Raw genomic sequence first — 21161 nt, 5'->3', positions numbered from 1 at the left:
CTTTCACAGGGGACCCCACCGGAGACCGTTGCCATGAAAAAAACAACTAATCTATTTGGATCAGTACGCCTTCCACCTGCATGCGCCCGATGATGTTTAGTATTCTGCTCAAATACCTTAGCCCGTCGGCTACGTAGCACTCAGAAATAGATGTTCACCTGCGTCGCAAGTAATTTTTGTTAGCCTCATTGTTATCTCGTGCATGATTAACAGAGGCGCTGAATAGATGTCGATCTTCGAACGAAATATTCATGGTGCGGGCCAGTGGAAAGACTGGCGCTGGCAGCAGAAGAATGCCGTGCGTGATGAACTTGCACTTCGCGTGGCATGCGGCGGCTGGAGTGAAGATATCACCGCTCATATTGAGCGAAACTTGCAAGACCGTAAGATGCAAATTACACCCTACTATATTGATCTGATCATGCGCTCGCTCGATAGCGGCCCGGTGACGGAACATCCACTGTGGAAACAGGTGGTGCCCTACTGGAATGAACATGTGCCGGGTGACTACGACGGCACTTCGGAGAATTGGGAGTTGCATCATGAGATGAAGACTCCTATCTGCCAACACAAGTACGATAATCGCGTCATCTTGCGGATGACTAATACCTGCAATGCGTATTGCCAGTTCTGCTTTGAAGCCTTGCGTACCTTGCAGGTCGATACCGAGAAAGCCAATGCCAATACCAACTCATTCCTGGAATCGGTGGAGTACGTGCGCGACAACCCTGCCATTGAAGAGGTGATTCTCAGCGGTGGCGATCCCTTGATGTTGGCTGACCGCAGGCTAGAAGAGAACCTGGCGACGTTGCGCTCAATCAGCAACGACCTGCTTATCCGTATTCATTCGCGAGCCCTAAGCTTTAACCCGTTTCGCATCACCGATGAACTGGTCGCAATGCTGGAGAAGTACAACGTCAACGCCTTTGGTGTGCATGTATGCCACCCGCTTGAACTGAGTGCCGACTTTGCCGCCGCGATTAAACGCATTCAGAGTGTGGTGCCGATTGTCTTCTCTAACATGCCATTGTTGCGTGGCGTGAACGACGATGAAAAAACATTACATAAACTGTTCATCGATCTTTATCGCATGGGTGTAAAACCATATTACTTGTACCACTTCATGCCGTTCTCACCGGGTGCATCGGAATACAAGGCCTCAATCAGTCAGGTCATCGCTATTATGGACCGCCTGAAACGGCGTGTGTCCAACATTGCCATGCCCGAATATGTTCTGCCGCACGCACAAGGCAAGTTCACCGTGCCCTTGTTGGATTTTGAAAAACCTGAAAATTTACCGCATTTTGAAGTTCGCGATGGGCAGCGCCATTACCGTTTTCGTAACTGGGAAGGTCAATGGTGCAGTTGGCACGACGCGTGAATCCATTTACCGAATCAGGTAGTATCCATCATGAAACGAGATGCAATTATTTTTATTGATGTCGATGACAGTACTTCTGTTCGCTATAGTTATCGTGAGCCGCACTTTGCGGCTGCCCGCGAACAAGGTTTACTTTGTTTGACGGCGGGTGTGTTGGGGCGTCATCACCTGCAACGACTTCGGGATGATAGTGATGAAGTTTTCCTGCTTGATACGTTAAGCGAAGTATCAATTTTGAAACTGGTTGGCCAACTTGATGGGCAGTACAACATTCGCGCGATTTTCTGCCACGCAGGGCATCCGTCTGCTCAAGGGGAGGTGGGTTGTATTGTTGCACGGGCCTGTAAGCGGCTCGGCCTGGTTTACAGCTGCCCTGAGGCCATTGCCGCCTGCAATAACAAGTTCCTGATGCGTCGAGTACTGGATAAGCATGAGCTTCGCTCCGTGCCGTTCGCACTTTGCAATAATGAACAAGCCCTCAAGGAGGGTGCCGATCGAGTAGGTTATCCGCTCATTGCCAAACCCCCCTTTGGCGGTGCTTCTGTGTTTATCAAGAAGTGTTCCAGCTGGGAAGAGTTGCACAGCCATTACGCGCATTTTCTCAGTAATCACGGCACTGCCCCTTGCTCGGATTTCTATGGCTGCGCGCACACCCTACCTGACGAAAACGGGCGGCAGCACGAGAATATTCCAGGGCGCAGCATGCTGCTGGAGGGCTATATCTCAGGCATTGAAGGTAGTGTGGAATGTGCGATTGTCGGCAAGTTGATCCATCCGCTGCTGATCAACGAAAAATTGATGCTGACAGAGCGCAATGGCACCGTACTCGAAAACCTGCTGATTTCGCCACCGACGTCCTTTACTGAGGACCAGTGTGAGCAGATTCGCCAATACGCCGTGGATTGCCTGCGCGCGGTTGGCCTGACCAATGCAGTGGTGCATTTCGAGTTTCGGATGACCGATGAGGGGCCTGTGGTCATTGAGATCAACCCGCGCTTGGGTGGTCTCTACGTCAACGCAGCCTTCCGTGATCTGGCCGCCATCAATCCTTATCAGTTGTATATCTCGTTGCTGCTGGGCGGGCCGGGGATAAACGCCCAGCTCGATGCTGGAGCGCAAAAGATCGCCGACGCAGGGCAAAGCTACTCGATGTTGGCGATCTATCCGGAACACAGCGGCTATTTCAAGGGCATTGAAGGCATGCACTACCTGGATGATAACGAGTGTGTGCTGGAATATGCCCAGCAGGAAGCCGGTAGCTATATCGATGCGGATATCGAAGAGCACTACTTGCTCAAGTGCTGGACCAAGGTCGACGATGCCGAACACGCCCATGCCCTGCATGATGCGATCAGGCAAAACCTGCGTGTCATCCTCGATAACCCGGTTGCAGGATAGCGTTATGGGCATCTCACGGATTTCGGCGCATTTGCGCGAGCATCACTACTGCCACGTCCGGGACTTTCGGGAGTTGATCCCGATTGAGCCGGGTGAAGAGGAGAGCTTTCGAGCGTACTGGTCAAACCTGGTGCAAGACGAGGCGTTCATGGAGTACACCCACCGTAAACGCCGCATCCTGCGCTATCGTTTGTTGCCTTCGCGGCAGCTGCGGCTCGACAGGAATGCGGAGTTCAAATCATCCGTGACCTATGCCATCAAGTATCGCAAGGGCGTGAATCACTTGAGCTATTGCGAGGATGGCTTTATCAGGCATTCGCTCATGCAGAAACTACTGGCCACGGACCTTGCGGTGATCGGCCCGCACCTCGGAAAGCAGACTTATACGATTGATATCCACCAGTTTCGGGTCAGGGCTGATGCGCATTCCAGCAGTCCGACCACCTCGGGGATTCACCAGGATGGCTTGGACTGGGTATTTATGCACTTCATTGGCGAGTGCAATACAGTGCCGGTGGTCTCGGAGGTCTTTGCCAGTGAAACGGAGCAAAGTCGGGTATTGAACCTGGCGATGGAGCAATTTCTCGAAACCATCGTGATCAACGACCGTAGGATTTACCACCGGGCCAGCGATGTGCGCCCGCAGGCCGATTCGGCGCCGGCCTGGCGCGATTTGTTGCTGGTGAGCCTTCGCAGCCTGCCACCTGACGTAGAGGCGCAGCTTTCATGAGCCACGATCCGCAGTTGGCGCGCTCGACCCGAAACGCGCACCTGATCATCTTTGCCAGAGGCGTTTCGGACTTTGGCGCGTTCCTCAACATGGTGGCGCTGTCCACCTACGTTTACTGGCTCAGCGAAAGCGTGGTGTTCGTCAGTATCTTCCTGGCGTGCCGCGTCATCGGCGGGATTGTCGCCAGCGCGTTTGGCATTTCGTTTTTCCGGCGCTTTGCGGGGCGTGGCGCGTTGGCCGGGCTGGATTTGGCCAGGGCGCTATTATTGATGCCCCTGCTAGTGCTGATACCGACACATCAGCTGAGCATCCTACCCTTCATCGCTTTTGGGATCGGCGTGTGCAATTCGCTGTTTGCCATTGGCCTTAACAGTCAGTTACCCACCTGGGTAGCGCTTGAACAGCGGGTGAGTACCAATGCGTGGATCACCTCTGCCGCAGCCACCGGTGCGGTCTTTGGCAGTTTGCTGTCAGGGTTGCTGATCGCAACAGGGGGATTTGAAGCGGTGTTTACCGTCAACATCGGCACCTATGTCGTGGCCGCCAGTCTGATCCTGCCGTTGCGCGCGTTGTATTCAGTAGCCATTGTTGCGCATCGGGGGCTCTCTGCTGAGTGGCACGAACTGAGGAAAGGACTGCGCGGCGCGCCAGTGCTGGCCGCCATGTTGCTGATCAGCATGCTCGATACCCTCGGTAGCGCTGCCCATAACGTCGGTTGGCCTGTGCTGTCCCAGTACATTTCGCCGGACACGGCAAAAACGGTGATGGGTTATCTGCTGGCGGTCTGGGCCTGTGGCAAGTTCGTCGGTGCGCGCCTGGCCAGTGCGGTTTTGAAAGACCGTCGCACGCAAAGCATGGAACTCTTATTCATGATAGGTGTGGCGCTGATGTCCAGCGGCTTTATTCTGACCTTTCAACAAACCGAGTTGTGGCTGGCACTGGTGTTGGTCGTGTGGGCCGGCATAGGGGATGGTTTATCTGAGGTGGCCTTGATCTCCCGCGCGCAAGGTGAGCCCGATAGCTTGCGTCTGCCGCTGTTCAGTTTATTGACACTGATTCAGATGGCCGGCTTCGGAGTGGGGATGCTGGTGGTAGGACCATTCTATTTGGCGTGGACCCCGGCCCAAGTGATTGTTTTATTCCATGGCTTACCTTTAACCGCACTGGTCGTCATGGGGCTATGGATGAAAAAACTGCCGATCGACGTTGGCGCATGGAGGAAATATTGAGTTCAACGAAGGGGATGTATTTAGTGGGTGGCCCAACTGGCGGCACACCTCAGAGAGCCAGGCATTGTATAAATGATTTGCTCTCTGGGATCAGTTCTAGTTGGGGTGAATGGTACCCCGAGCGGAAAACCATTAGGGTGTTAGATCGAGCATTTACTAGTGAGGAATCGCTCCCTCGTCTTCCGCGGCCACGAGCACCTTCCTCCCAAAGTTCGTTCCGGGGTTACAGCCAGTAACTCACCGCGTACCACCCGAGCAAGCCCATCACCACGGTGTACGGGAACGCCATCCAGACCATTCGCCCATAGGACAGGCGCACCAGCGGGGCAATCGCCGAGGTCAGCAGGAACAGGAACGCTGCTTGGCCGTTAGGCGTCGCCACGCTCGGCAGGTTGGTGCCGGTATTGATCGCGATGGCCAGGGTTTCGAAATGTTCGCGGGTCATCTCGCCCGCCATGAACGCGCGCTTCACTTCGGTGATGTAGATGGTTGCCACGAACACGTTGTCGCTGATGGCGGACAGCAGGCCGTTGGCGATGAACAGCATGCCCGGTTGCTGGTCTGCCGGCAGCGTCAGCACCCAGTGGATCAGCGGGGCGAACAGTTGCTGGTCGTGGATCACCGCGACCACGGCGAAAAACACCACCAGCAATGAGGTGAACGGCATGGCGTCCTTGAACGCTGTGCCCAGGCGGTGCTCGTCGGTGATGCCGGTAAAGGCGGTGATCAACACGATCACCATCAAGCCGATCAAACCCACTTCGGCAATGTGGAACGCCAGCCCGGCAATCAGAATCAATGCGGCAAAGCCTTGCACCAGAAGCGCTGCGCGTTGGCGCGTGGTGCGCTCGGCATTGTCTTCGGCGGCGTAGTTGGCCAGCACCGCACGGACGTTATCCGGCAGCAGCGTGCCGTATCCGAACCAGCGCAGCTTTTCCAGCAGGACGCAGGTTGTCAGCCCGGCAACCAGTACCGGCAGTGATACCGGCGCAACCCGGGTAAAGAACTCGGCGAAGTGCCAGCCCATTTCATGGCCAATCAGCAGGTTCTGCGGTTCGCCGACCAGCGTACAGACACCGCCCAGCGCGGTGCCGACGGCGCCGTGCATCAGCAGGCTACGCAGGAAGGCACGGAACTGTTCCAGATCGCCCTGATGCAGGGTCGGCAGATGTTGGTCGTCGCTGAACTCGCTGTCCTGGCGCGGATCGTTACCCGAGGCGACGCGGTGATACACCGAGTAAAAGCCTACGGCGGCACTGATGATCACGGCGGTCACGGTCAAGGCATCGAGGAACGCCGACAGAAAGGCCGACAGAAAGCAGAACATCAGGGCCAGCAGGGCCTTGGAGCGGACCCCGAGCAGCAGGCGCGAGAACAGGTACAGCAACAGGTCCTTCATGAAATAGATACCGGCCACCATGAACATCAGCAGCAGGATCACCGGGAAGTTGTGCAGCAACTCGTCATACAGCGCCTGGGGCGTGGTCATCTTCAGCAGCAGGGCTTCAATCATCAGCAGGCCGCCGGGCATCAGCGGATAGCATTTGAGCGCCATGGCCAGGGTGAAGATGAACTCCAGCACCATCAGCCAGCCTGCAGCCACCGGGCCTGCGGTCCACAGCACCAGGGCATTGAGAATCAGAAAGCCGACGATGCAGGCCTTGTACCAACGGGGCGAGTGCCCGAGAAAGTTGTGCGCGAACGCCTGGGCCATTGAACCGGACATCGGCTGCTCCTTGTCTTGAGAAGCGCGCAACTTGCCGCAAGCGCGCCAGAAGATCAAGCGCAGGAAAAATGCCGGTGGTTATCCCTGGAATCGAGCGATGATCGCCTTGTAGTTTCCGTGCAGCGAATAGCCTCCCACGACGATGTTGCCATCGGCTTGCGCGGCGACACAGGTGGCGGTATCCAGGCTGGGGCCGAGGCGGGTACGCGTATAGCCGCTGCCTTTGCCAAAACGGCGATCGGGAAGGCCGTTGGGCAGGCATCGCCCGAGAATGAAGTCTGCTTCGACACCGCCGATGGTAGCGCCCGCCGTGAGCACACTGCCATCAGGCTGTAACTGCGCGGCGGTCCACTGGCATCCGCTGTAACCGATTTCCCGCCGCTGCGGGTGTCCTCCATTGCAATGACTGTCGGGTCGTCCGTTGCTGTGCATTTTAAATGTCAGGCAGTGCATCGGCTCGCGACTGCAGCCAAAACACAGGATTTCGCCCTCGTTTTGCTGGATCACCCGGCTGACCCGGGCGCCACGCCCTTGCGCCTTGAAGGTCATGAATCCATCCACGGCAAAACGGTCGTCGAGGCGTCCGTCCGGGTGATAGCGGGCCAGCAAGCCTTCCTCGGGGAAATTGATCGATCCTCCGACCAGGATTCGGCCATCGCGTTGTATCGTCAGGCTACCGAGCCAGGTATTCATCAGCAGGTGTCTGACCATCACGAAGCCGCGGCCATTGAACGAACAGTCCAGCGAGCCTTCGACATCCAGTCGTATCAACATACCGACGTGATCGGCCAGTTCGAAGTGATGGTTGGCCAGGATCAGGATCCGGCCGTCTTGCTGTACGGCCACATCGCAGGCTTCTGCGCCCGGCACACCGGGAGGCAGCCATTTATCGCGCATCCCCAGGGACAGATCGCCAGGCAATCGCACGACACAGCGGCCATTATCGCCAAAGCCTTGCACCAGGCGACCATCCTGATCCAGTAATGCCAGGGCCGGGAGCGTGCGGTGTGCGTTTTCGTATTGCAGGCCGGCCAGCAGGATATTGCCGTCGGGCAGGATCAGGACCTTGGTGGCCATGGCTTCGAACCCCGGTTCGAATTGCCCGATGACACTGCCTTGTTTGCCGAACGTCAGGTCTGCGCAACCATCCGCGAGCAAGCGGGCCAGGCCAAAGCGGATACCATCGGCCATGCCGACTTTTGCGGCCACCAGCAAGCGACCTTGGGCATCTATCGCAATGCCATTGGCCAGGCTGAAAAGGCTGTCGGCGAAATAGACCTGGGTTTTGCCGTTGGCGGCAAACGACGTGTCGAGGGCCCCGGCGGTGTTTCGGGTGGCGGGGTAGGCAAAAGCGGAGTGGCTTGACATGCACCGCATCTCCTTGCGAGTCGTCATGATCCAGAAGTTTGGGTGGCGACCTTATAAGGAGAATATTCAATCCCTGAATGAAGGGATGTACAACGGTAAGAACTAACAGACGGAGGGTCGCTGTGTGCCACAACAGTGTCTTTTCGAACCAATGGCGAGCCTGCAATGTATCAGGCGCAAGCGAAGTTCGAATTAAACAGTGTCAAGTAGTGTGCGTGGCAAAAAAGACCTGCGAACCAAAGACAGGAAAAGGGCGCGGATTACTCCGGAGTAATCCGCAAAACGATCAGTGCGGCATCGACCACGACTGCAGTGTGTAACCTTCCTCGCTCAATTCGGCGCGAGCCTGTTCCAGCAGTAGTTCGAGTTGCGCAGGATCGGAATAGGCGCTGCTTGGGATCTGCTTGCGGCCAATGCTGGTGCTGGTGCGGTCGATAACGGTCAGGCTGAGTTCACCGTTACCGTCTTGTGGGGCCCAGGCCACGCACTTGAAAGGTTTGAATGCGCGGTCGGCAATCAGAAGTGCTTCGTTGATACGGAGCGGGGCGTTCATAGGGTCTTCTCTCTCTATGCCCAATCAAGTGACAGGCCGACGGTTGGGCTTACCGTTCAGCTGGTTACTTGTACTGATGCCCGCAACCGGGGTTTGGGTCACACACAATCAAAAGATTTTTCCACTTTATTTCACATAATCAAGAATGAGCCTGACATTGAAAGCTGAATGAAAGGAAAGAGTCGTTAGGTGACTAACATAATCGCAACTTATAACTGGTTTTATGGCCCTCCTATAGTCAAACAGTACAAGGCCCTGTCAAATTCTTGCTAATGTTACAGTCAGGTCTGCCAAATGACTGTTTTTAATAAATTTTCGCAAATTTGGCGCCAAGGAACAGTCATGAGCGATGCGCCTGCCTTACGACGTTTGCTAGTGGTGGACCCCTGTGACGATTGCTATCGCCTGATCCCTGGGTTGCGCGATATCGGTTGGGACGTTGACAGCTGCACGCTGGAGAACGCCGCTGACCGAACCTGCGACGTGGGCTTGCTGCGTTTGCAGCCTTTTCACCTTGAGCACCCGGAGGCTGTCAAGGCGTTGATCAGCCGCAGCGGTACCGAGTGGATAGCCGTACTCAACCAGGAAGTACTGCGACTGCAAAATGTCGGCGACTTCGTCTGTGAGTGGTTTTTTGACTTTCATACCTTGCCGTTCGATGTGTCCCGGGTTCAGGTAACGCTGGGCCGGGCGTTTGGCATGGCGCGGTTGCGTGGGCAGGGTACTGTCCATGTTGACCAGCCCGAGCACGAATTGCTGGGCGACAGCAAACCTGTCCGTGAACTGCGAAAACTGTTGAGCAAACTGGCTCCGACCGAATCTCCGGTGTTGATTCGCGGTGAAAGCGGCACTGGCAAGGAACTGGTCGCACGAACCCTGCATCGTCTGTCCCAACGTCACAGCAAACCCTTTATCGCGATCAATTGTGGGGCGATCCCCGAACACTTGATCCAGTCCGAGCTGTTTGGCCATGAAAAAGGCGCATTTACCGGCGCGCACCAACGCAAGGTCGGACGGATAGAAGCCGCCAACGGTGGCACTCTGTTTCTCGACGAGATCGGTGACCTGCCGCTGGAGTTGCAGGCCAACCTGTTGCGGTTCCTCCAGGAAAAACATATCGAGCGGGTCGGCGGCAGTCAGCCGATTCCTGTGGATGTGCGGGTTCTGGCGGCGACGAACGTCGACCTTGAAGCCGCCATCGAGAAAAAACGCTTTCGCGAAGACTTGTATTACCGCTTGAACGTACTGCAAGTGGCGACTGTTCCGCTGCGCGAGCGCCATGGCGACCTAGCGGTGCTGGCCAACCACTTTTCCCATTTCTACAGCCATGAAACCGGGCGCCGCCCACGCAGTTTCAGCGACGACGCGTTGATTGCCATGGGCAAGCACGACTGGCCAGGCAATGTTCGCGAACTGGCCAACCGCGTCCGTCGCGGCCTGGTGTTGGCCGAAGGCCGCCAGATTGAGGCCCGAGATCTGGGATTGATCAGTCAGCATGCAATCGCCGCACCGATGGGTACCCTCGAAGAATACAAGTCCCGGGCCGAACGCCAGGCGTTGTGCGATGTATTGAATCGCCACAGCGATAATCTGAGTGTCGCGGCCAAAGTACTGGGTGTGTCGCGTCCGACCTTCTACCGGTTGTTGCACAAGCACCAGATTCGCTGAATCCCGGTGGTAAACCCAAAACCCGTTGCAATTGCAGCGGTTTTTTTTGTTCGGGTCAGAAGTAGTAAGGGAGTTTCAGGCTGAACTGGAAGTCCGGGGCATCGTCCGTCATGCCGATGGACAGGTTGGGCACGATGGTCAGGTTGTCGGTGGCCGCAATGGTCATGCCGATGTTGAAGTAACCGGCGTTGGCATCGCTGGAGACCACCGACTGCCAATCCCCGCCATCTTCCTTGAGCTTGCTTTTGCGTTGCACCAGGTCAGAGACCGAGAACGACATGCTCATCTTTTCGTTCAAGGCGAACGCAATACCGGCGCCAATCTGGAAGCTGTCGCCAATGCGAACTTTGCCCGGTGTCTTGAGCGCCGGGTTGGAGCTGATGTCGTCGAAAGACTCTTCCAGGTTGTAGGTGTAGGACAGGCTGCCGAACAGCACTGCCGGATCGAACGTCTTGACCAGCGAGATCCCTGGCGTGATCGACCAGACGCCATTACCGGTAGGCAAGGATTCAGGCACGGCCAGGTTTGAGTTATCGGCCACCCGAACCAGCTTGATGCCGAACGGGTCTTTGCCGGTAGGCGCCTTGACGCGCAAGGTCATCACGGCATCCGGGGTGTTGGCCGATTCGTCGAGGAATTTGTAGGCGATACCGAAGTTGACATCACCTATGGTCGGGTCTTGCTTGACGGTATCTTCGGTCGTGACGTTTGCGGAGCCGCTATTGCCGCCACCGGACTGATACGTGGACTCACGGTAGACCACCGGCACGTTCAGGTCGAACTGCCAGCGATTGTTGAAGTTGTAACGGCCGGTGAGGTCAAGCGTCCAGGTGTCGGCCTTGATCCGGTCCAGGTTGATGGCGCCCAGGAAGATCGAGTCCAGGGCGAGAAAACCGTTGAGGACCAGTTGGCGAGTATCGTATCGGGAGTAGGTTATCCCGGTTTCGACGCTGAACTTGCCACCGCCGAAGAACCCGCTGGCTTCGTCATACAGGTTCGAAACACTTTGTGCCGGTTGTGAGTCATTGGCCAGCGATTGTCCATAAGAGCTGCCGCTGCCCCCGGCGACGCCCCCCGAGGCGGTGCCGACTCCTGGATTGCCCTTGAGGTCCGCTGGCGACTTGGCCAGGCGTTTGGGTGGGGGCGAAGCGGGCTGCTCTTCGACCTGGCGGACCCGTTGTTCGAGAACCGCCAGGGCTTTTTGCTGTACTTCGTATCGTTGCTTCAACTCCAGGAGCTCTTGTTTAAGAGCCTCCAGTTCCGGGTCAGGTGCTGCCTGCAACATCGCCGCCGGGAGTAGAGCACTCAAGCATGCAACTGCTAGCAGTGATACTGATCGGTACATGGAATAAGCCGTCCATTTGTGCCTAATGGTCCAGACTCAGCGTAGTTCAATAGCCCATGGTCCGTAATGCAGCGAGTTGATTGAGGTTGCAGTCCAGTGCACCCGCACTCGGGCCATTATTGTTAAGCACTACGTTGAGCTGGGTCATGTTGTCGACCATATTGCTGCTGCCCAGTAACCGGGTGTTTTGCAGCAACCCGCCTTGGGCGACTTGTTGCACGCTTGTACCCTGATTGTTGTTGGCGGTAATGGCCATCTGAACGCCACCACTGGTCGCGGATACCACGACACTGCCTGCGGCATTGCTGCCGGTGATGGTTTGACCGGCTATCAGCGCCTGGCCCTGGCTCGGCACCAGTGCAGGGGCCGTGCTGGCCTCCTTGACGTTGATGGCGATGTTGTTGTTTGAGCTGTTGCCATCGCCTGCTGCCCTTGTGACCTGGGTAATGCCCCGGGAAGTACTCAGCGCAGCGCCCCCCGTCACGTGGCCGCTACCCGATTTGGGCGAACCGCCATGACCGGATTGCTTGATGGTTGAAACATAGAACTGGGGTTTGACCGTTGCGGCTTGAAGCTGCATCGAGGTGGAGGCTCCGATCAGGTCACCACTGGCATTGCGCCAGGTACTGCTCATGACGACACCGAAGCTGATGACCCGCCCCGGCATCACATACCGGCCACGCAACTCGGCCAGTTCCTGGTCCTTGATTTCGATGGGTCTGAACTCATCAGCAAAACCTGAAGTGTTCGCTGCCAGACAGGCTGCGACCACCCAATACGAGGTTTTCATTTGCTGCTCCCGGAGCATCCTGCTCCCTATCATCTTATTGGCGCTTAAAAGAAGTCGCTCTGTATGAAACCAAAATCCATCAATTCGGCATCTTTGACCGGGTTGAAGTTATCCATCTTGTTCTTGGCTGTCAGCGGTTCCGGTGGGCTGCGTAAGGCATTGGTCTTGTCGTAACCAGGGCCGACGATGGCGAAGATAATGCCATTCCAGCCTTTGACAAAGTCATCATGGGAGTAGCGTTTGTGACCGAGTACCGGGTCGCCGATATAGACCCAGCTCTTGTCCGCCCGCTGCAACACCACGAAGTGCTTGTAGCCGCGAATTTCCATCAACACCACCACTGGAATCGTCACGGCTTCGAGTCTTTCCGGCGGGATCCTGTAGCCCCGGGCGCGCATGCCGATGCGTTCTATGTAGCGCTTCATGTCCAGCATGGAAAAACCCTGGGTACGCACAAGGTCCTGGTCTGCGGTGACCAGCATGCCTTTGATGATGTGCTCCTCATCGACGTCGAGCCAATAGGCCTGGCGCAGTATCGTTGCCAGCGCGGCGGCGCCGCAGCTGAAATCGGTTTTCTGTTCGACGATGTCGCTGAACTTGCGCTCGCGCAAACTCTGTACGTGCTTGTACACCAGCACGCCACCCGGCAGGGCGGCAACCGGCATCTGTGCAGCCTGGGTCAGGCCAGACAGGCAGAGCAGGGCGAAAAGGACAGTCTTACGCATGATCGATACGCCTTGGGACTGTGGGAAAGCCCCGTCGCCGGGGCTTTCATTGCAATCGCGATTACAGACAGGACTTGCAGCCCGCGGAGATGGACAGCGAGTTGTTTTGCTGGTTGCCCACGCCAGACGATACGTTCGCTCCGCCGTTGCCGGAGAAGTTGTTCATCGAGCCCGTTATCGAAGCGTTGTTGGTTACCGGGGGTTTCCAGCCCTCGGGCGTCATCACTTGTTGAGTGGTTACGCCCGCCAGACCGAATACACCCACGGCTACGAAATCAGTCGTGTTGCCGTTGTTGGTGACGTTCAGCCCGGACGTGCTTTGGTTGGCCGCCGCCGCCGCTTGCGCTACACGACCGCCCGCAACGGCAATCGCCAGATTGTTTTTCTGTTGGTTGAAGTCGCCGGTGGTCACGTTGATGCCGATGTTGCCGGAACCGCTGTTACCTGCGTTGTTGAGCGTTGTGTTGTTGGTGTTGGAGTGGTTCCTGGCGGCGTTGCCGGCGCTCTTCTGAGTCGCACTGGAGACGGCGACCGCGGTGCCGAAGATGAAGCTTTCGTCAGCTGTGGCAAGGGCGGCGGCGTTGTCTTGCTGGTTGCCGTTACCGGCTGCAACGTTGGCGCCCATGTTGCCGTTGGAGTTGTTCAGGGAGTTATCGATTTTGGCGTCGTTCCTGGTGTCCCGGTTCAATACGCTGCTGTCACTGCTTTCCTGCGAGTCCATCACGACGGCCCCGGCGCCTGCTGTAATCTGCAGAATCTGTTCCAGCGTCGGGCCTTTGGGCTGGTGGTTGTTGCCATGCGCATTGCTCTGGCCGTTGCCTTGATCATCATCAAGACCGCCTGCTTGTGCTGCGAATGCCATCACTGCTGCCAGAGCGAAAGCCAGAGGTTTGAGAGCAGTTGTCGGGTTCATGGTGTTTCTCCGTGCTCATTAGTTGGTCAAGTGTTGGTTCGTCCTTAATCGCACTGTATCGGGGTCAGTCAGCGACCCGGATGCTCAAGGTGTTAGCCATTCGGTTCCCCACCCCGGCACTCTGGTTCACCTGGATCACTCCGCGGCTGCCGGTGAAGGCCTGGTCGCTTGTCACGACCTGGCGACTGCCGTTTGGGGCGCCAGTTGCTCCCGAGTTCGGTAACAACGCCACGTTCTGTTGAGAAAGGGCACTATCGTCGATGGCTTGCGGTGCAGCGCTGATGCTGATGCGCATGGCATTGGCCATCTGGTTGTTCGCCCCGGCACCCTGGTTGACACCCAGTACGCCGTTGCCATTACTGAAGGAGGGTCCGCCAATAGTGGCCGTCGCATCCATCGACGGATTGGCGGGCGTGGTGATTGTCTGCCGGACGCTGGTGGTTGCACCGGCATTCGTACCAATGGCGATCGCGCGGACGTTGGTTTGCTGCTGCTGATCGCCAGCCGCCTGGTTGACGTTGAAGTTGCCGCGGTATTGAGTAGCAGAATCCTGGAGGGTGGCGTTGTTCACCGAACTGACGCCCGGATCGGCCATCACGCCGGTGCAGCCGAACAGGGCAAGTAAAAGCAGGGACCGACTCATCTCATTGGCCTCCCGCCATTCTGCCCAGTGAGCCGAGGCCGCTGCTCATGGCGCGGTTGACGGTTCCGGAAATCGCGCTGCCACTGCCACCGCCGTGGCCGACAGACATGCCGGGCATACCATTGGGGTTGGTAACGGCGTTGAGCCCTTGCAGGCCACCCAGGCTTTGTCCGTTGCTGTGGCGAAGGGCTGTTCCGGTGGAGACCCCGGCAATGTCCGCGTCGCTGAGTTCGCCGGTGACGCGGGCCGATGGGTTGGCATTGAGGGTGTTGGGGTTCGGATCTCTGCCGCCGCTGCGACCGATAGGGGTTGGGTGAATGGTGCGGTCAAGCACGATGACGCCGTTGCCTTCGGCTAGAACGTCAAAACTGAAAAGCGTGCCTGCAGCGCTCGCGATCAGCAGCAGGCACGCCAAGACTCTTTTATCGAATATCCACACGACATTCTTACCTTCTCATGCAGGCTGGCTCTGGTCGGCTTTATGAAGGTAAGAGCGAAAGCTGTGCCGGTTTTTGATTATCTCTTTGATTCAATGGCTTATGGATATTGTCCGGATAGCTTTCGCCAAGAATGTTTCAAAGATGAGACGAAACCCTGCGCAGGTAGCCCTTAATTGCGGGTAAACCGTTCTAAAGCAAGGGTTTCAGGGGCGTTGTATCACCGGCTTGACAAATCCGATGATCAAACGACGAGGGACGCTGAAATGGGCGGTTTGAGGCAAGGAGAGTGTTTCAGGATCGGACACTTTCCCTCGGAGCAGGGGGGATGGTGGGGGAATTACCCCGGACGCCACTCAGGCGTCGAGCAATCGGGTCACGGCGTGCAGTGCCAGGGATCGGCGTTCGGCCCAATCTCCGCGCAGTACTTGAACCGGTTGTGCGTGGCGCTCCAGCCAGGCCAGGGTCTGCTCGAAAAATGCCTGGCGCTCACTCAATCGGGGCTGGCAACGCTGGCCGTCATCCGTCCATTCGACGTGTTCCGGCGACAGCAGCAAGTGCAAGTCGTAATGCCGGGCCAATAGCGCTTGCTCGATCCAGGGGGGGCAGTCGCCAAACAGGGTTTGGCTCCAGAGGACATTGCTCAGCAGGTGCGTGTCGAGGATGAGCAAAGACGGTTGTTGCGCCCGTGCTTCGTCCTCCCACGCCAATTGACCGCGGGCGATGTCCGGAATGTCGGCCAAGGTGGTGTCCTGCGGATTCTGCTCGATGAACCAACGCACATACTCGTCGACCAGTACCCCGCCGAAACGCTGTTGCAATTCGGCCGCCAACCAGCTTTTACCGCTGGATTCCGGGCCTGTGAGTACCAGCACTTTCATGCGCGCAATGCCGGATCGGCGCGCCATTGGCGCCAGCCCTGCACGGCGATAACGGCGAACAGCCCGTACAGGGTGGCGGTCAGGTACAGGTCCTTATAGATGAACAGCCCGACGAAAATCACATCCAGGGCTATCCATAGCGGCCAGCACTGGACACGTTTTTGCGCCATCCAGACCTGCGCCACCAGGCTGAATCCGGTCAGCGCCGCATCGAGCCAGGGTTGTGCAGCGTCGGTCCAGTGGGCCATGGCCGCCCCCAGTAACAGACTGCCGAGTGCGCCGATGGCCAGGCTCAACGCCACGGAGCGTGAGTTGAGCCAACTGACTTCGCGGCCATGGGTCGTTTCGCCAGCCCGCGTCCACTGCCACCAGCCGTAAAGCTGCAAGGCGGCATAGATGACTTGCAGCAGCATGTCCGAATACAGCTTCACCTCAAAAAAGATCCAGCTATAGAGCAGCACCATGACCAGACCGATGGGCCAGCACCAGGGGTTCTGTTTGACCGTCAGCCAGACGGCAATGACACCGAGGGCGGCGGCAAACAGTTCAAGCCCGGACATGGAGGCTCCTTGGGGAAATCGAAGAGGGGGCCGATTGTAACCGGATTGGCGTCGGGAATCCCGTGGCGCACGGGTGTACTTCATTGGTGCGCGATAACGCGGCAGCGCCAAGCGGACTTGTCTGATAGGATTTCGGCCCCGCGCGGGTAAACCCTGACCAGGATTGTTTTTTCACAGGATTTTGACGGTGCTGTGGTGATCCTTGACAGGCGGGGCTTCAGCTACGCTGATCGCAATTCAAGCTTTGGAAAAATACTAACGGGGCATGCCGGCGCGCATAGCCTTTTGGGGGATTGATGGATCTTTGGACCGCCTTTCAGGCATTGATTCTTGGGGTTGTAGAAGGGCTGACCGAGTTTTTGCCCATTTCCAGTACCGGCCACCAGATCATCGTGGCCGACATGCTCGGCTTCGGGGGCGAGCGGGCGATGGCGTTCAACATCATTATCCAGCTGGGTGCCATCCTGGCTGTGGTATGGGAGTTTCGACGCAAGATCTTCGACGTGGTCATCGGCCTGCCGACCCAGCCGGGCGCCCGGCGGTTTACCGCGAACCTGTTGATCGCGTTCTTGCCGGCCGTGGTGTTGGGCGTGATCTTCGCTGACCTGATCCACGAATACCTGTTCAATCCGATCACCGTGGCAACGGCGCTGGTCGTGGGCGGGTTCATCATGTTGTGGGCCGAGCGCCGCCAGCATGAAGTCCACGCCGAAACGGTGGATGACATCACCTGGAAAGATGCCCTGAAAGTCGGCTTCGCCCAATGCCTGGCGATGATTCCGGGTACTTCGCGTTCGGGCTCGACGATCATCGGCGGGTTACTGTTCGGCCTGTCGCGCAAGACCGCTACCGAGTTCTCGTTCTTCCTGGCGATGCCGACCATGGTCGGCGCGGCGGTGTACTCGGGCTATAAATACCGTCACCTGTTTGTCCCGTCTGATTTCCCGGTGTTCGCGATCGGTTTCGTCACGGCGTTCGTCTTCGCGATGATCGCGGTCCGCGGGCTGCTCAAGTTCATCGCCAACCATAGCTATGCGGCGTTTGCCTGGTATCGCATTGTGTTCGGCCTGATCATCCTGGCGACCTGGCAGTTCGGCTGGGTCGACTGGAGCGCGGTCAAGCCGTGAGTGACTCAAGCTCGCGCAATAACCCCGGGCGCCAGCCCGGGGGACATATCCGTCATCCACGGCTGAAGTGGCTGGTGTTTGCAATCCTGTGCGCGTTGCCGCTGTCGGGTTCGGTGTCGTCATGGCTGCACGGGGTGTCGCTGATTCCCCTGGCGGCCTACGGCATCGTCAGCGTCGTGACGTTTTTCCTGTACTGGAGCGACAAGCGCAAGGCCCGCGCCGAGCAATGGCGTACGCCGGAGAATGTCCTGCATGCGCTGGAACTCGCCGGAGGCTGGCCGGGTGCCTTGCTGGCCCAGCAAGCGTTCCGGCACAAAACCCGCAAAGTCTCGTACCAGTTGGTGCTCTGGATCATCGTGCTCATGCACCAGGTGTTCTGGATCGACCACCTGTTCCTCGGCGCACACCTGTTCGCCTTGTTCTGATCAACAACGCCTTATAGCAACAGGCTGACTTGAGTGCGCTTTGGCAGCCTGCTGACCACCAATTGGTGGGAACGCTGTAGCAGTCCCTGTAGTTCTTCGCTGCCGAGCGGGTAGGGCGTTTCCATGATGATCCACTGGGCGCGCGCCAGATAAGGCGCCGGATGAATCCCTGGGCGGTCGCAATGACCGAGAAACAGATCCTTGTCGACCTTGAAGGCCAGGGAGTCACCCCGCAGGCCCTGCAAGGCGAACATCTTGTTCCCGGCAATCGAAAACACCCGCACGCCGCCCCATTTATAGTCTTCGCGCGCTCCGGGCAGGCTAAGGCAGAATTTCGCGACATCCTCTTCGCTCATCCGTGCGGTTTTCATAACAATCGTTCCCCACAGGCATTGAATGACTCAACCAGATGGTCAATCCAGGCGCGTACCGCCGGCATGACTCCGCGTCGATGAGGATAGACCGCTTGCAGCCAGCCACCGGGCAACGACCAGTCGGGCAACAACTGCACCAGCGAACCGTTTGCCAGTTCCTGCTCGCAATACATCATGGGCAGCATGGTGAAGCCCAGGCCGGAGAGGGTGCTGGCCTTGCGCACGATAAAGTCATCGATGCCCAGCCGGGCCTCGAGCGCCAGTTCACAACTTTTACCTTTTTGATCCAGCAGGCGGATGTGCACCAGGCGGTCGGCTTCCAGGGCACCGAGCACCGGCAGGCTTTTCAGATCTTCGGGATGGTTGATCTCACGGCCAACCAGGAAGCCGGGACTGGCGACCATCAGCATCTGCGCCTGACGCAGGCGGCGAGTGACCAGCAGCGGGTCTTCGTCGCCCAGTTCCCGCACACGCAGGGCTACGTCGATGCCTTCGTTCACCAGGTCGACCCGGCGGTTGAGCAACATCACCTCCAGCTGGACTTGCGGAAACCGTTCCAGAAAGTCGCTGATCACCCCCGGCAATATTTCGTGGGCCAGCCCGACGGGGCAGGACACCCGCAAGCGTCCGCGGGGCTCGCTGGACATGCTGGCCACGGCTTCGTCGGCCATTTCCGCCTCCAGCAGCATCGCCTGGCAGTGCCTGAGGTAACGTTCACCGACGGCCGTCAGCTTCAGTTGTCGGGTGGTGCGTTGCAGTAATCGTGCGCCAAGGCGTTCTTCCAGCTCGGCGATGCGCCGTGACAATCGGGACTTGGGGATGCCCAGCAAACGCCCGGCTGCGGCGAACCCCCCGGCTTCCACGACTTTGGCGAAGTAATACAGGTCGTTGAGGTCTTGCATGATGTGAATCCGATTGTTCTATCTGTGGGACGAACTATCGCATTGTTAGCGTCTAATCAGCTATTGGTTTCGTGTGTAGGATTAGTCCCATCAGATCGCCCTTGTGGGCGATCCTCACTTGGAGATCCCACATGAAATTGCTGCATATCGATTCGAGCATCCTGGGCGACAACTCGGCTTCCCGTCAGTTGAGCGGCGAAGTCGTCAAGGCCTGGCAAGCCGCCGAGCCAACCGCCGTGGTGACCTACCGTGACCTGGCCGCCGACGCCATCAGCCATTTCTCCGCCACCACCCTGGTCGCCGCCGGCACCACCGCTGAACTGCGCAACGCCGCACAACAGCACGAAGCCGAACTGAGCGCCTCGACCCTGGCCGAATTCCTGGCTGCCGATGCCGTGGTGATTGCCGCACCGATGTACAACTTCACCATCCCGACTCAACTCAAAGCCTGGATCGACCGCATCGCCGTTGCCGGCCAGACCTTCCGTTACACCGAAGCCGGCCCTGAAGGCCTGTGCGGCGGCAAGAAAGTCGTGATCGTCTCGACTTCCGGTGGCATGCACGCCGGTCAGGCGACCGGTGTTGCCCACGAAGAGTATTTGAAGGTGCTGTTCGGTTTCATCGGCATCACCGATATCGAAATCGTGCGTGCCGAAGGACTGTCTTACGGTGACGACGTACGCAACAAGGCCATGAGCGCTGCCCACGCACAAATCAGCGAGCAATTGTTCGCCGCAGCGTAAGGCTTGCGTAAAAGTAGGCAGCCGTTCAGGTAAAGCCCAAAAAACTCTGTATTCTGGCTACGCAAGTACCAGTTACGGAGTTTTTTGTTTCTGGTCGTTTCAGACTGTGGCCCGACTTATGCAGTCCAGGGTGTACGTCTCAAGTCCGGTAACAAGGTGGGGCATCCATGATGCGTCTTTGTGCAGCTTTACTGATTTGCCTGCTCAGCAGCCTGAATACAGTGCACGCCGCACCAGCACCGCATCCTCACTGGAGCGTCGGCTTCCATGAGATGACTTTTCTCGACCCGCTGGACCTGCAGCCGATGCGGGCCATCGCCTTCTATCCTTCCAGTGATCGGGAGCACACCAGCAAGCTTGAGGGTTACACCGTCGAAGCCGGGGAGGACACCAAGGTCGCCATCGGCCGGTTCCCGATGCTGATGCTGTCCCACGGCAACACCGGTACTCCCCTGGCCCTGCACGACCTTGCCACGTCGCTGGCGCGCAAAGGCTTTGTCGTGGTGGCGGTGATTCACCCCGGTGACAACTCCAGGGATCACAGCCGACTCGGTACTTTGAGTAACCTGTATGGCCGGCCGATCCAGATCTCCGAAGCCATTACCGCGACCTTGGGCGACCCTATGCTGTCGCCGTTCGTCAATGCCAACCAGGTAGGGGTCATCGGTTACTCGGCCGGTGGTGAGACTGCATTGATCCTGTCCGGCGCAACCCCGGACCTGGATCGTCTGCGCCGATACTGCCAGGAGCGTCCGGACGACCGCGATGCGTGCAACACCCAGGGCGAATTGATTGTCGACCGCGACGACCTGCAACCGGTGGCTGATCCTCGCGTCCACGCCTTGATGCTGATGGCGCCGTTGAGCCTGAAGTTCGGCCGCCACACCCTGGCCGATGTGCATGTGCCGGTGCTGCTCTACAGCGGCGATGGCGACAAGTTGGTGGCTGTCGACAAGAACGCCGCGGCACTGGCGCGTAAACTGCCGACCGCGCCGGACTTCAAACTGCTGGCCGGGGCAGGGCACTTCGTCTTCATGGCGCCGTGCAATGACGAGCAGATCGTGATCATGCCCGCGCTGTGCACCGATGCCGATGGCGTCGACCGGCAAGACATTCACCGCAATCTGATCGCTGAAGCCGGAAGCTTTTTCTCGCGCACCCTGGGCAGAGCAACCCGGGCCGGGATGCAGACCGCCGATCAATAGATCCCTTTGTAGGAGCTGCCGAAGGCTGCGATCTTTTG

Annotated in this window: 22 protein-coding genes; 9 read left to right on the top strand and 13 right to left on the bottom strand. The window is 57.9% G+C overall.

Annotation, left to right across the window (positions count from 1 at the left end):
• Positions 1-226: 226 nt before the first annotated feature.
• From ACM6IT_RS17890 to ACM6IT_RS17875, 4 genes are read left to right on the top strand one after another with little or no spacing between them, the layout of a single operon-like run.
• The gene (locus ACM6IT_RS17890) at positions 227-1381 is read left to right on the top strand and encodes a KamA family radical SAM protein (RefSeq protein WP_414918439.1); all 1155 of its coding nucleotides are present in this window, start codon (positions 227-229) and stop codon (positions 1379-1381) included.
• 30 nt (positions 1382-1411) lie between these two features.
• Positions 1412-2779, top strand: coding sequence for an ATP-grasp domain-containing protein (locus tag ACM6IT_RS17885; protein ID WP_414918438.1), 1368 nt, complete (start codon positions 1412-1414; stop codon positions 2777-2779).
• Between the two features lie 4 nt (positions 2780-2783).
• Positions 2784-3509 (top strand): 2OG-Fe dioxygenase family protein, encoded by a 726-nt coding sequence (locus ACM6IT_RS17880; RefSeq protein WP_414914416.1) that lies wholly within the window; start codon positions 2784-2786, stop codon positions 3507-3509.
• Complete coding sequence (locus tag ACM6IT_RS17875) at positions 3506-4738, top strand: MFS transporter (RefSeq protein WP_414914417.1); 1233 nt, start codon at positions 3506-3508, stop codon at positions 4736-4738. Before ACM6IT_RS17880 ends, ACM6IT_RS17875 begins: the two co-directional genes overlap by 4 nt.
• 223 nt (positions 4739-4961) lie before the next feature.
• Here the strand turns inward: ACM6IT_RS17875 and nhaB are convergent, their stop codons facing one another.
• From nhaB to ACM6IT_RS17860, 3 genes are all read right to left on the bottom strand, one after another.
• Entirely contained in the window at positions 4962-6464 is a 1503-nt protein-coding gene (gene nhaB / locus ACM6IT_RS17870) for a sodium/proton antiporter NhaB (RefSeq protein ID WP_414918437.1), read from the bottom strand.
• Between the two features lie 78 nt (positions 6465-6542).
• Positions 6543-7832: a hypothetical protein gene (locus ACM6IT_RS17865; RefSeq protein ID WP_414914419.1), complete on the bottom strand. Its 1290-nt coding sequence runs from the start codon at positions 7830-7832 to the stop codon at positions 6543-6545.
• A gap of 286 nt (positions 7833-8118) precedes the next feature.
• Positions 8119-8385, bottom strand: a complete 267-nt coding sequence (locus tag ACM6IT_RS17860; RefSeq protein WP_007970062.1) for a hypothetical protein — start codon at positions 8383-8385, stop codon at positions 8119-8121.
• Positions 8386-8727: 342 nt separating this feature from the next.
• Here ACM6IT_RS17860 and ACM6IT_RS17855 point away from each other — a divergent pair, with 342 nt between their 5' ends.
• Positions 8728-10053 (top strand): sigma-54 dependent transcriptional regulator, encoded by a 1326-nt coding sequence (locus tag ACM6IT_RS17855; protein WP_056724627.1) that lies wholly within the window; start codon positions 8728-8730, stop codon positions 10051-10053.
• A 55-nt stretch (positions 10054-10108) separates the two neighbouring features.
• Here ACM6IT_RS17855 and ACM6IT_RS17850 read toward each other — a convergent pair whose 3' ends face one another.
• From ACM6IT_RS17850 to pnuC, 8 genes are all read right to left on the bottom strand, one after another.
• On the bottom strand, positions 10109-11398 hold the full coding sequence (locus ACM6IT_RS17850; protein WP_056724629.1) for a hypothetical protein: 1290 nt from the start codon (positions 11396-11398) through the stop codon (positions 10109-10111).
• 46 nt (positions 11399-11444) lie between these two features.
• On the bottom strand, positions 11445-12206 hold the full coding sequence (locus tag ACM6IT_RS17845; RefSeq protein ID WP_082562958.1) for a hypothetical protein: 762 nt from the start codon (positions 12204-12206) through the stop codon (positions 11445-11447).
• A 26-nt stretch (positions 12207-12232) separates the two neighbouring features.
• On the bottom strand, positions 12233-12913 hold the full coding sequence (locus tag ACM6IT_RS17840; RefSeq protein WP_056724633.1) for a C39 family peptidase: 681 nt from the start codon (positions 12911-12913) through the stop codon (positions 12233-12235).
• A 61-nt stretch (positions 12914-12974) separates the two neighbouring features.
• Positions 12975-13826 (bottom strand): hypothetical protein, encoded by an 852-nt coding sequence (locus ACM6IT_RS17835; RefSeq protein WP_056724635.1) that lies wholly within the window; start codon positions 13824-13826, stop codon positions 12975-12977.
• A gap of 64 nt (positions 13827-13890) precedes the next feature.
• Entirely contained in the window at positions 13891-14469 is a 579-nt protein-coding gene (locus tag ACM6IT_RS17830; RefSeq protein ID WP_056724638.1) for a hypothetical protein, read from the bottom strand.
• Between the two features lies 1 nt (position 14470).
• Positions 14471-14908, bottom strand: coding sequence for a hypothetical protein (locus ACM6IT_RS17825; RefSeq protein ID WP_056724639.1), 438 nt, complete (start codon positions 14906-14908; stop codon positions 14471-14473).
• Positions 14909-15262: 354 nt separating this feature from the next.
• Entirely contained in the window at positions 15263-15787 is a 525-nt protein-coding gene (locus tag ACM6IT_RS17820; RefSeq protein ID WP_414918441.1) for an AAA family ATPase, read from the bottom strand.
• Positions 15784-16347 (bottom strand): nicotinamide riboside transporter PnuC, encoded by a 564-nt coding sequence (gene pnuC, locus ACM6IT_RS17815; protein ID WP_056724643.1) that lies wholly within the window; start codon positions 16345-16347, stop codon positions 15784-15786. The genes ACM6IT_RS17820 and pnuC overlap by 4 nt, the downstream gene beginning before the upstream one ends.
• Positions 16348-16643: 296 nt before the next feature.
• Here pnuC and ACM6IT_RS17810 point away from each other — a divergent pair, with 296 nt between their 5' ends.
• The gene (locus ACM6IT_RS17810; protein ID WP_223540948.1) at positions 16644-17474 is read left to right on the top strand and encodes an undecaprenyl-diphosphate phosphatase; all 831 of its coding nucleotides are present in this window, start codon (positions 16644-16646) and stop codon (positions 17472-17474) included.
• Positions 17471-17899: a DUF1294 domain-containing protein gene (locus tag ACM6IT_RS17805; RefSeq protein ID WP_056724647.1), complete on the top strand. Its 429-nt coding sequence runs from the start codon at positions 17471-17473 to the stop codon at positions 17897-17899. The genes ACM6IT_RS17810 and ACM6IT_RS17805 overlap by 4 nt, the downstream gene beginning before the upstream one ends.
• Before the next feature lie 11 nt (positions 17900-17910).
• Here ACM6IT_RS17805 and ACM6IT_RS17800 read toward each other — a convergent pair whose 3' ends face one another.
• The gene (locus tag ACM6IT_RS17800; protein ID WP_056724649.1) at positions 17911-18270 is read right to left on the bottom strand and encodes an MmcQ/YjbR family DNA-binding protein; all 360 of its coding nucleotides are present in this window, start codon (positions 18268-18270) and stop codon (positions 17911-17913) included.
• Complete coding sequence (locus tag ACM6IT_RS17795) at positions 18267-19175, bottom strand: LysR substrate-binding domain-containing protein (protein WP_223540949.1); 909 nt, start codon at positions 19173-19175, stop codon at positions 18267-18269. Before ACM6IT_RS17795 ends, ACM6IT_RS17800 begins: the two co-directional genes overlap by 4 nt.
• Positions 19176-19306: 131 nt before the next feature.
• On the opposite strand from ACM6IT_RS17795, the gene ACM6IT_RS17790 reads away from it, so the two are divergent.
• Positions 19307-19918, top strand: coding sequence for an FMN-dependent NADH-azoreductase (locus tag ACM6IT_RS17790; RefSeq protein ID WP_056724653.1), 612 nt, complete (start codon positions 19307-19309; stop codon positions 19916-19918).
• A gap of 167 nt (positions 19919-20085) precedes the next feature.
• Complete coding sequence (locus ACM6IT_RS17785) at positions 20086-21123, top strand: alpha/beta hydrolase family protein (RefSeq protein WP_056724655.1); 1038 nt, start codon at positions 20086-20088, stop codon at positions 21121-21123.
• The last annotated feature ends 38 nt before the right edge of the window (positions 21124-21161 follow it).

Origin of the sequence: Pseudomonas sp. IT-P4, from assembly GCF_949767755.1 — a bacterium.
Lineage (GTDB): Bacteria > Pseudomonadota > Gammaproteobacteria > Pseudomonadales > Pseudomonadaceae > Aquipseudomonas > Aquipseudomonas monachiensis.
Note: the sequence above shows the minus strand (reverse complement) of the source record. Positions and strands in the feature narration are given on the sequence as shown.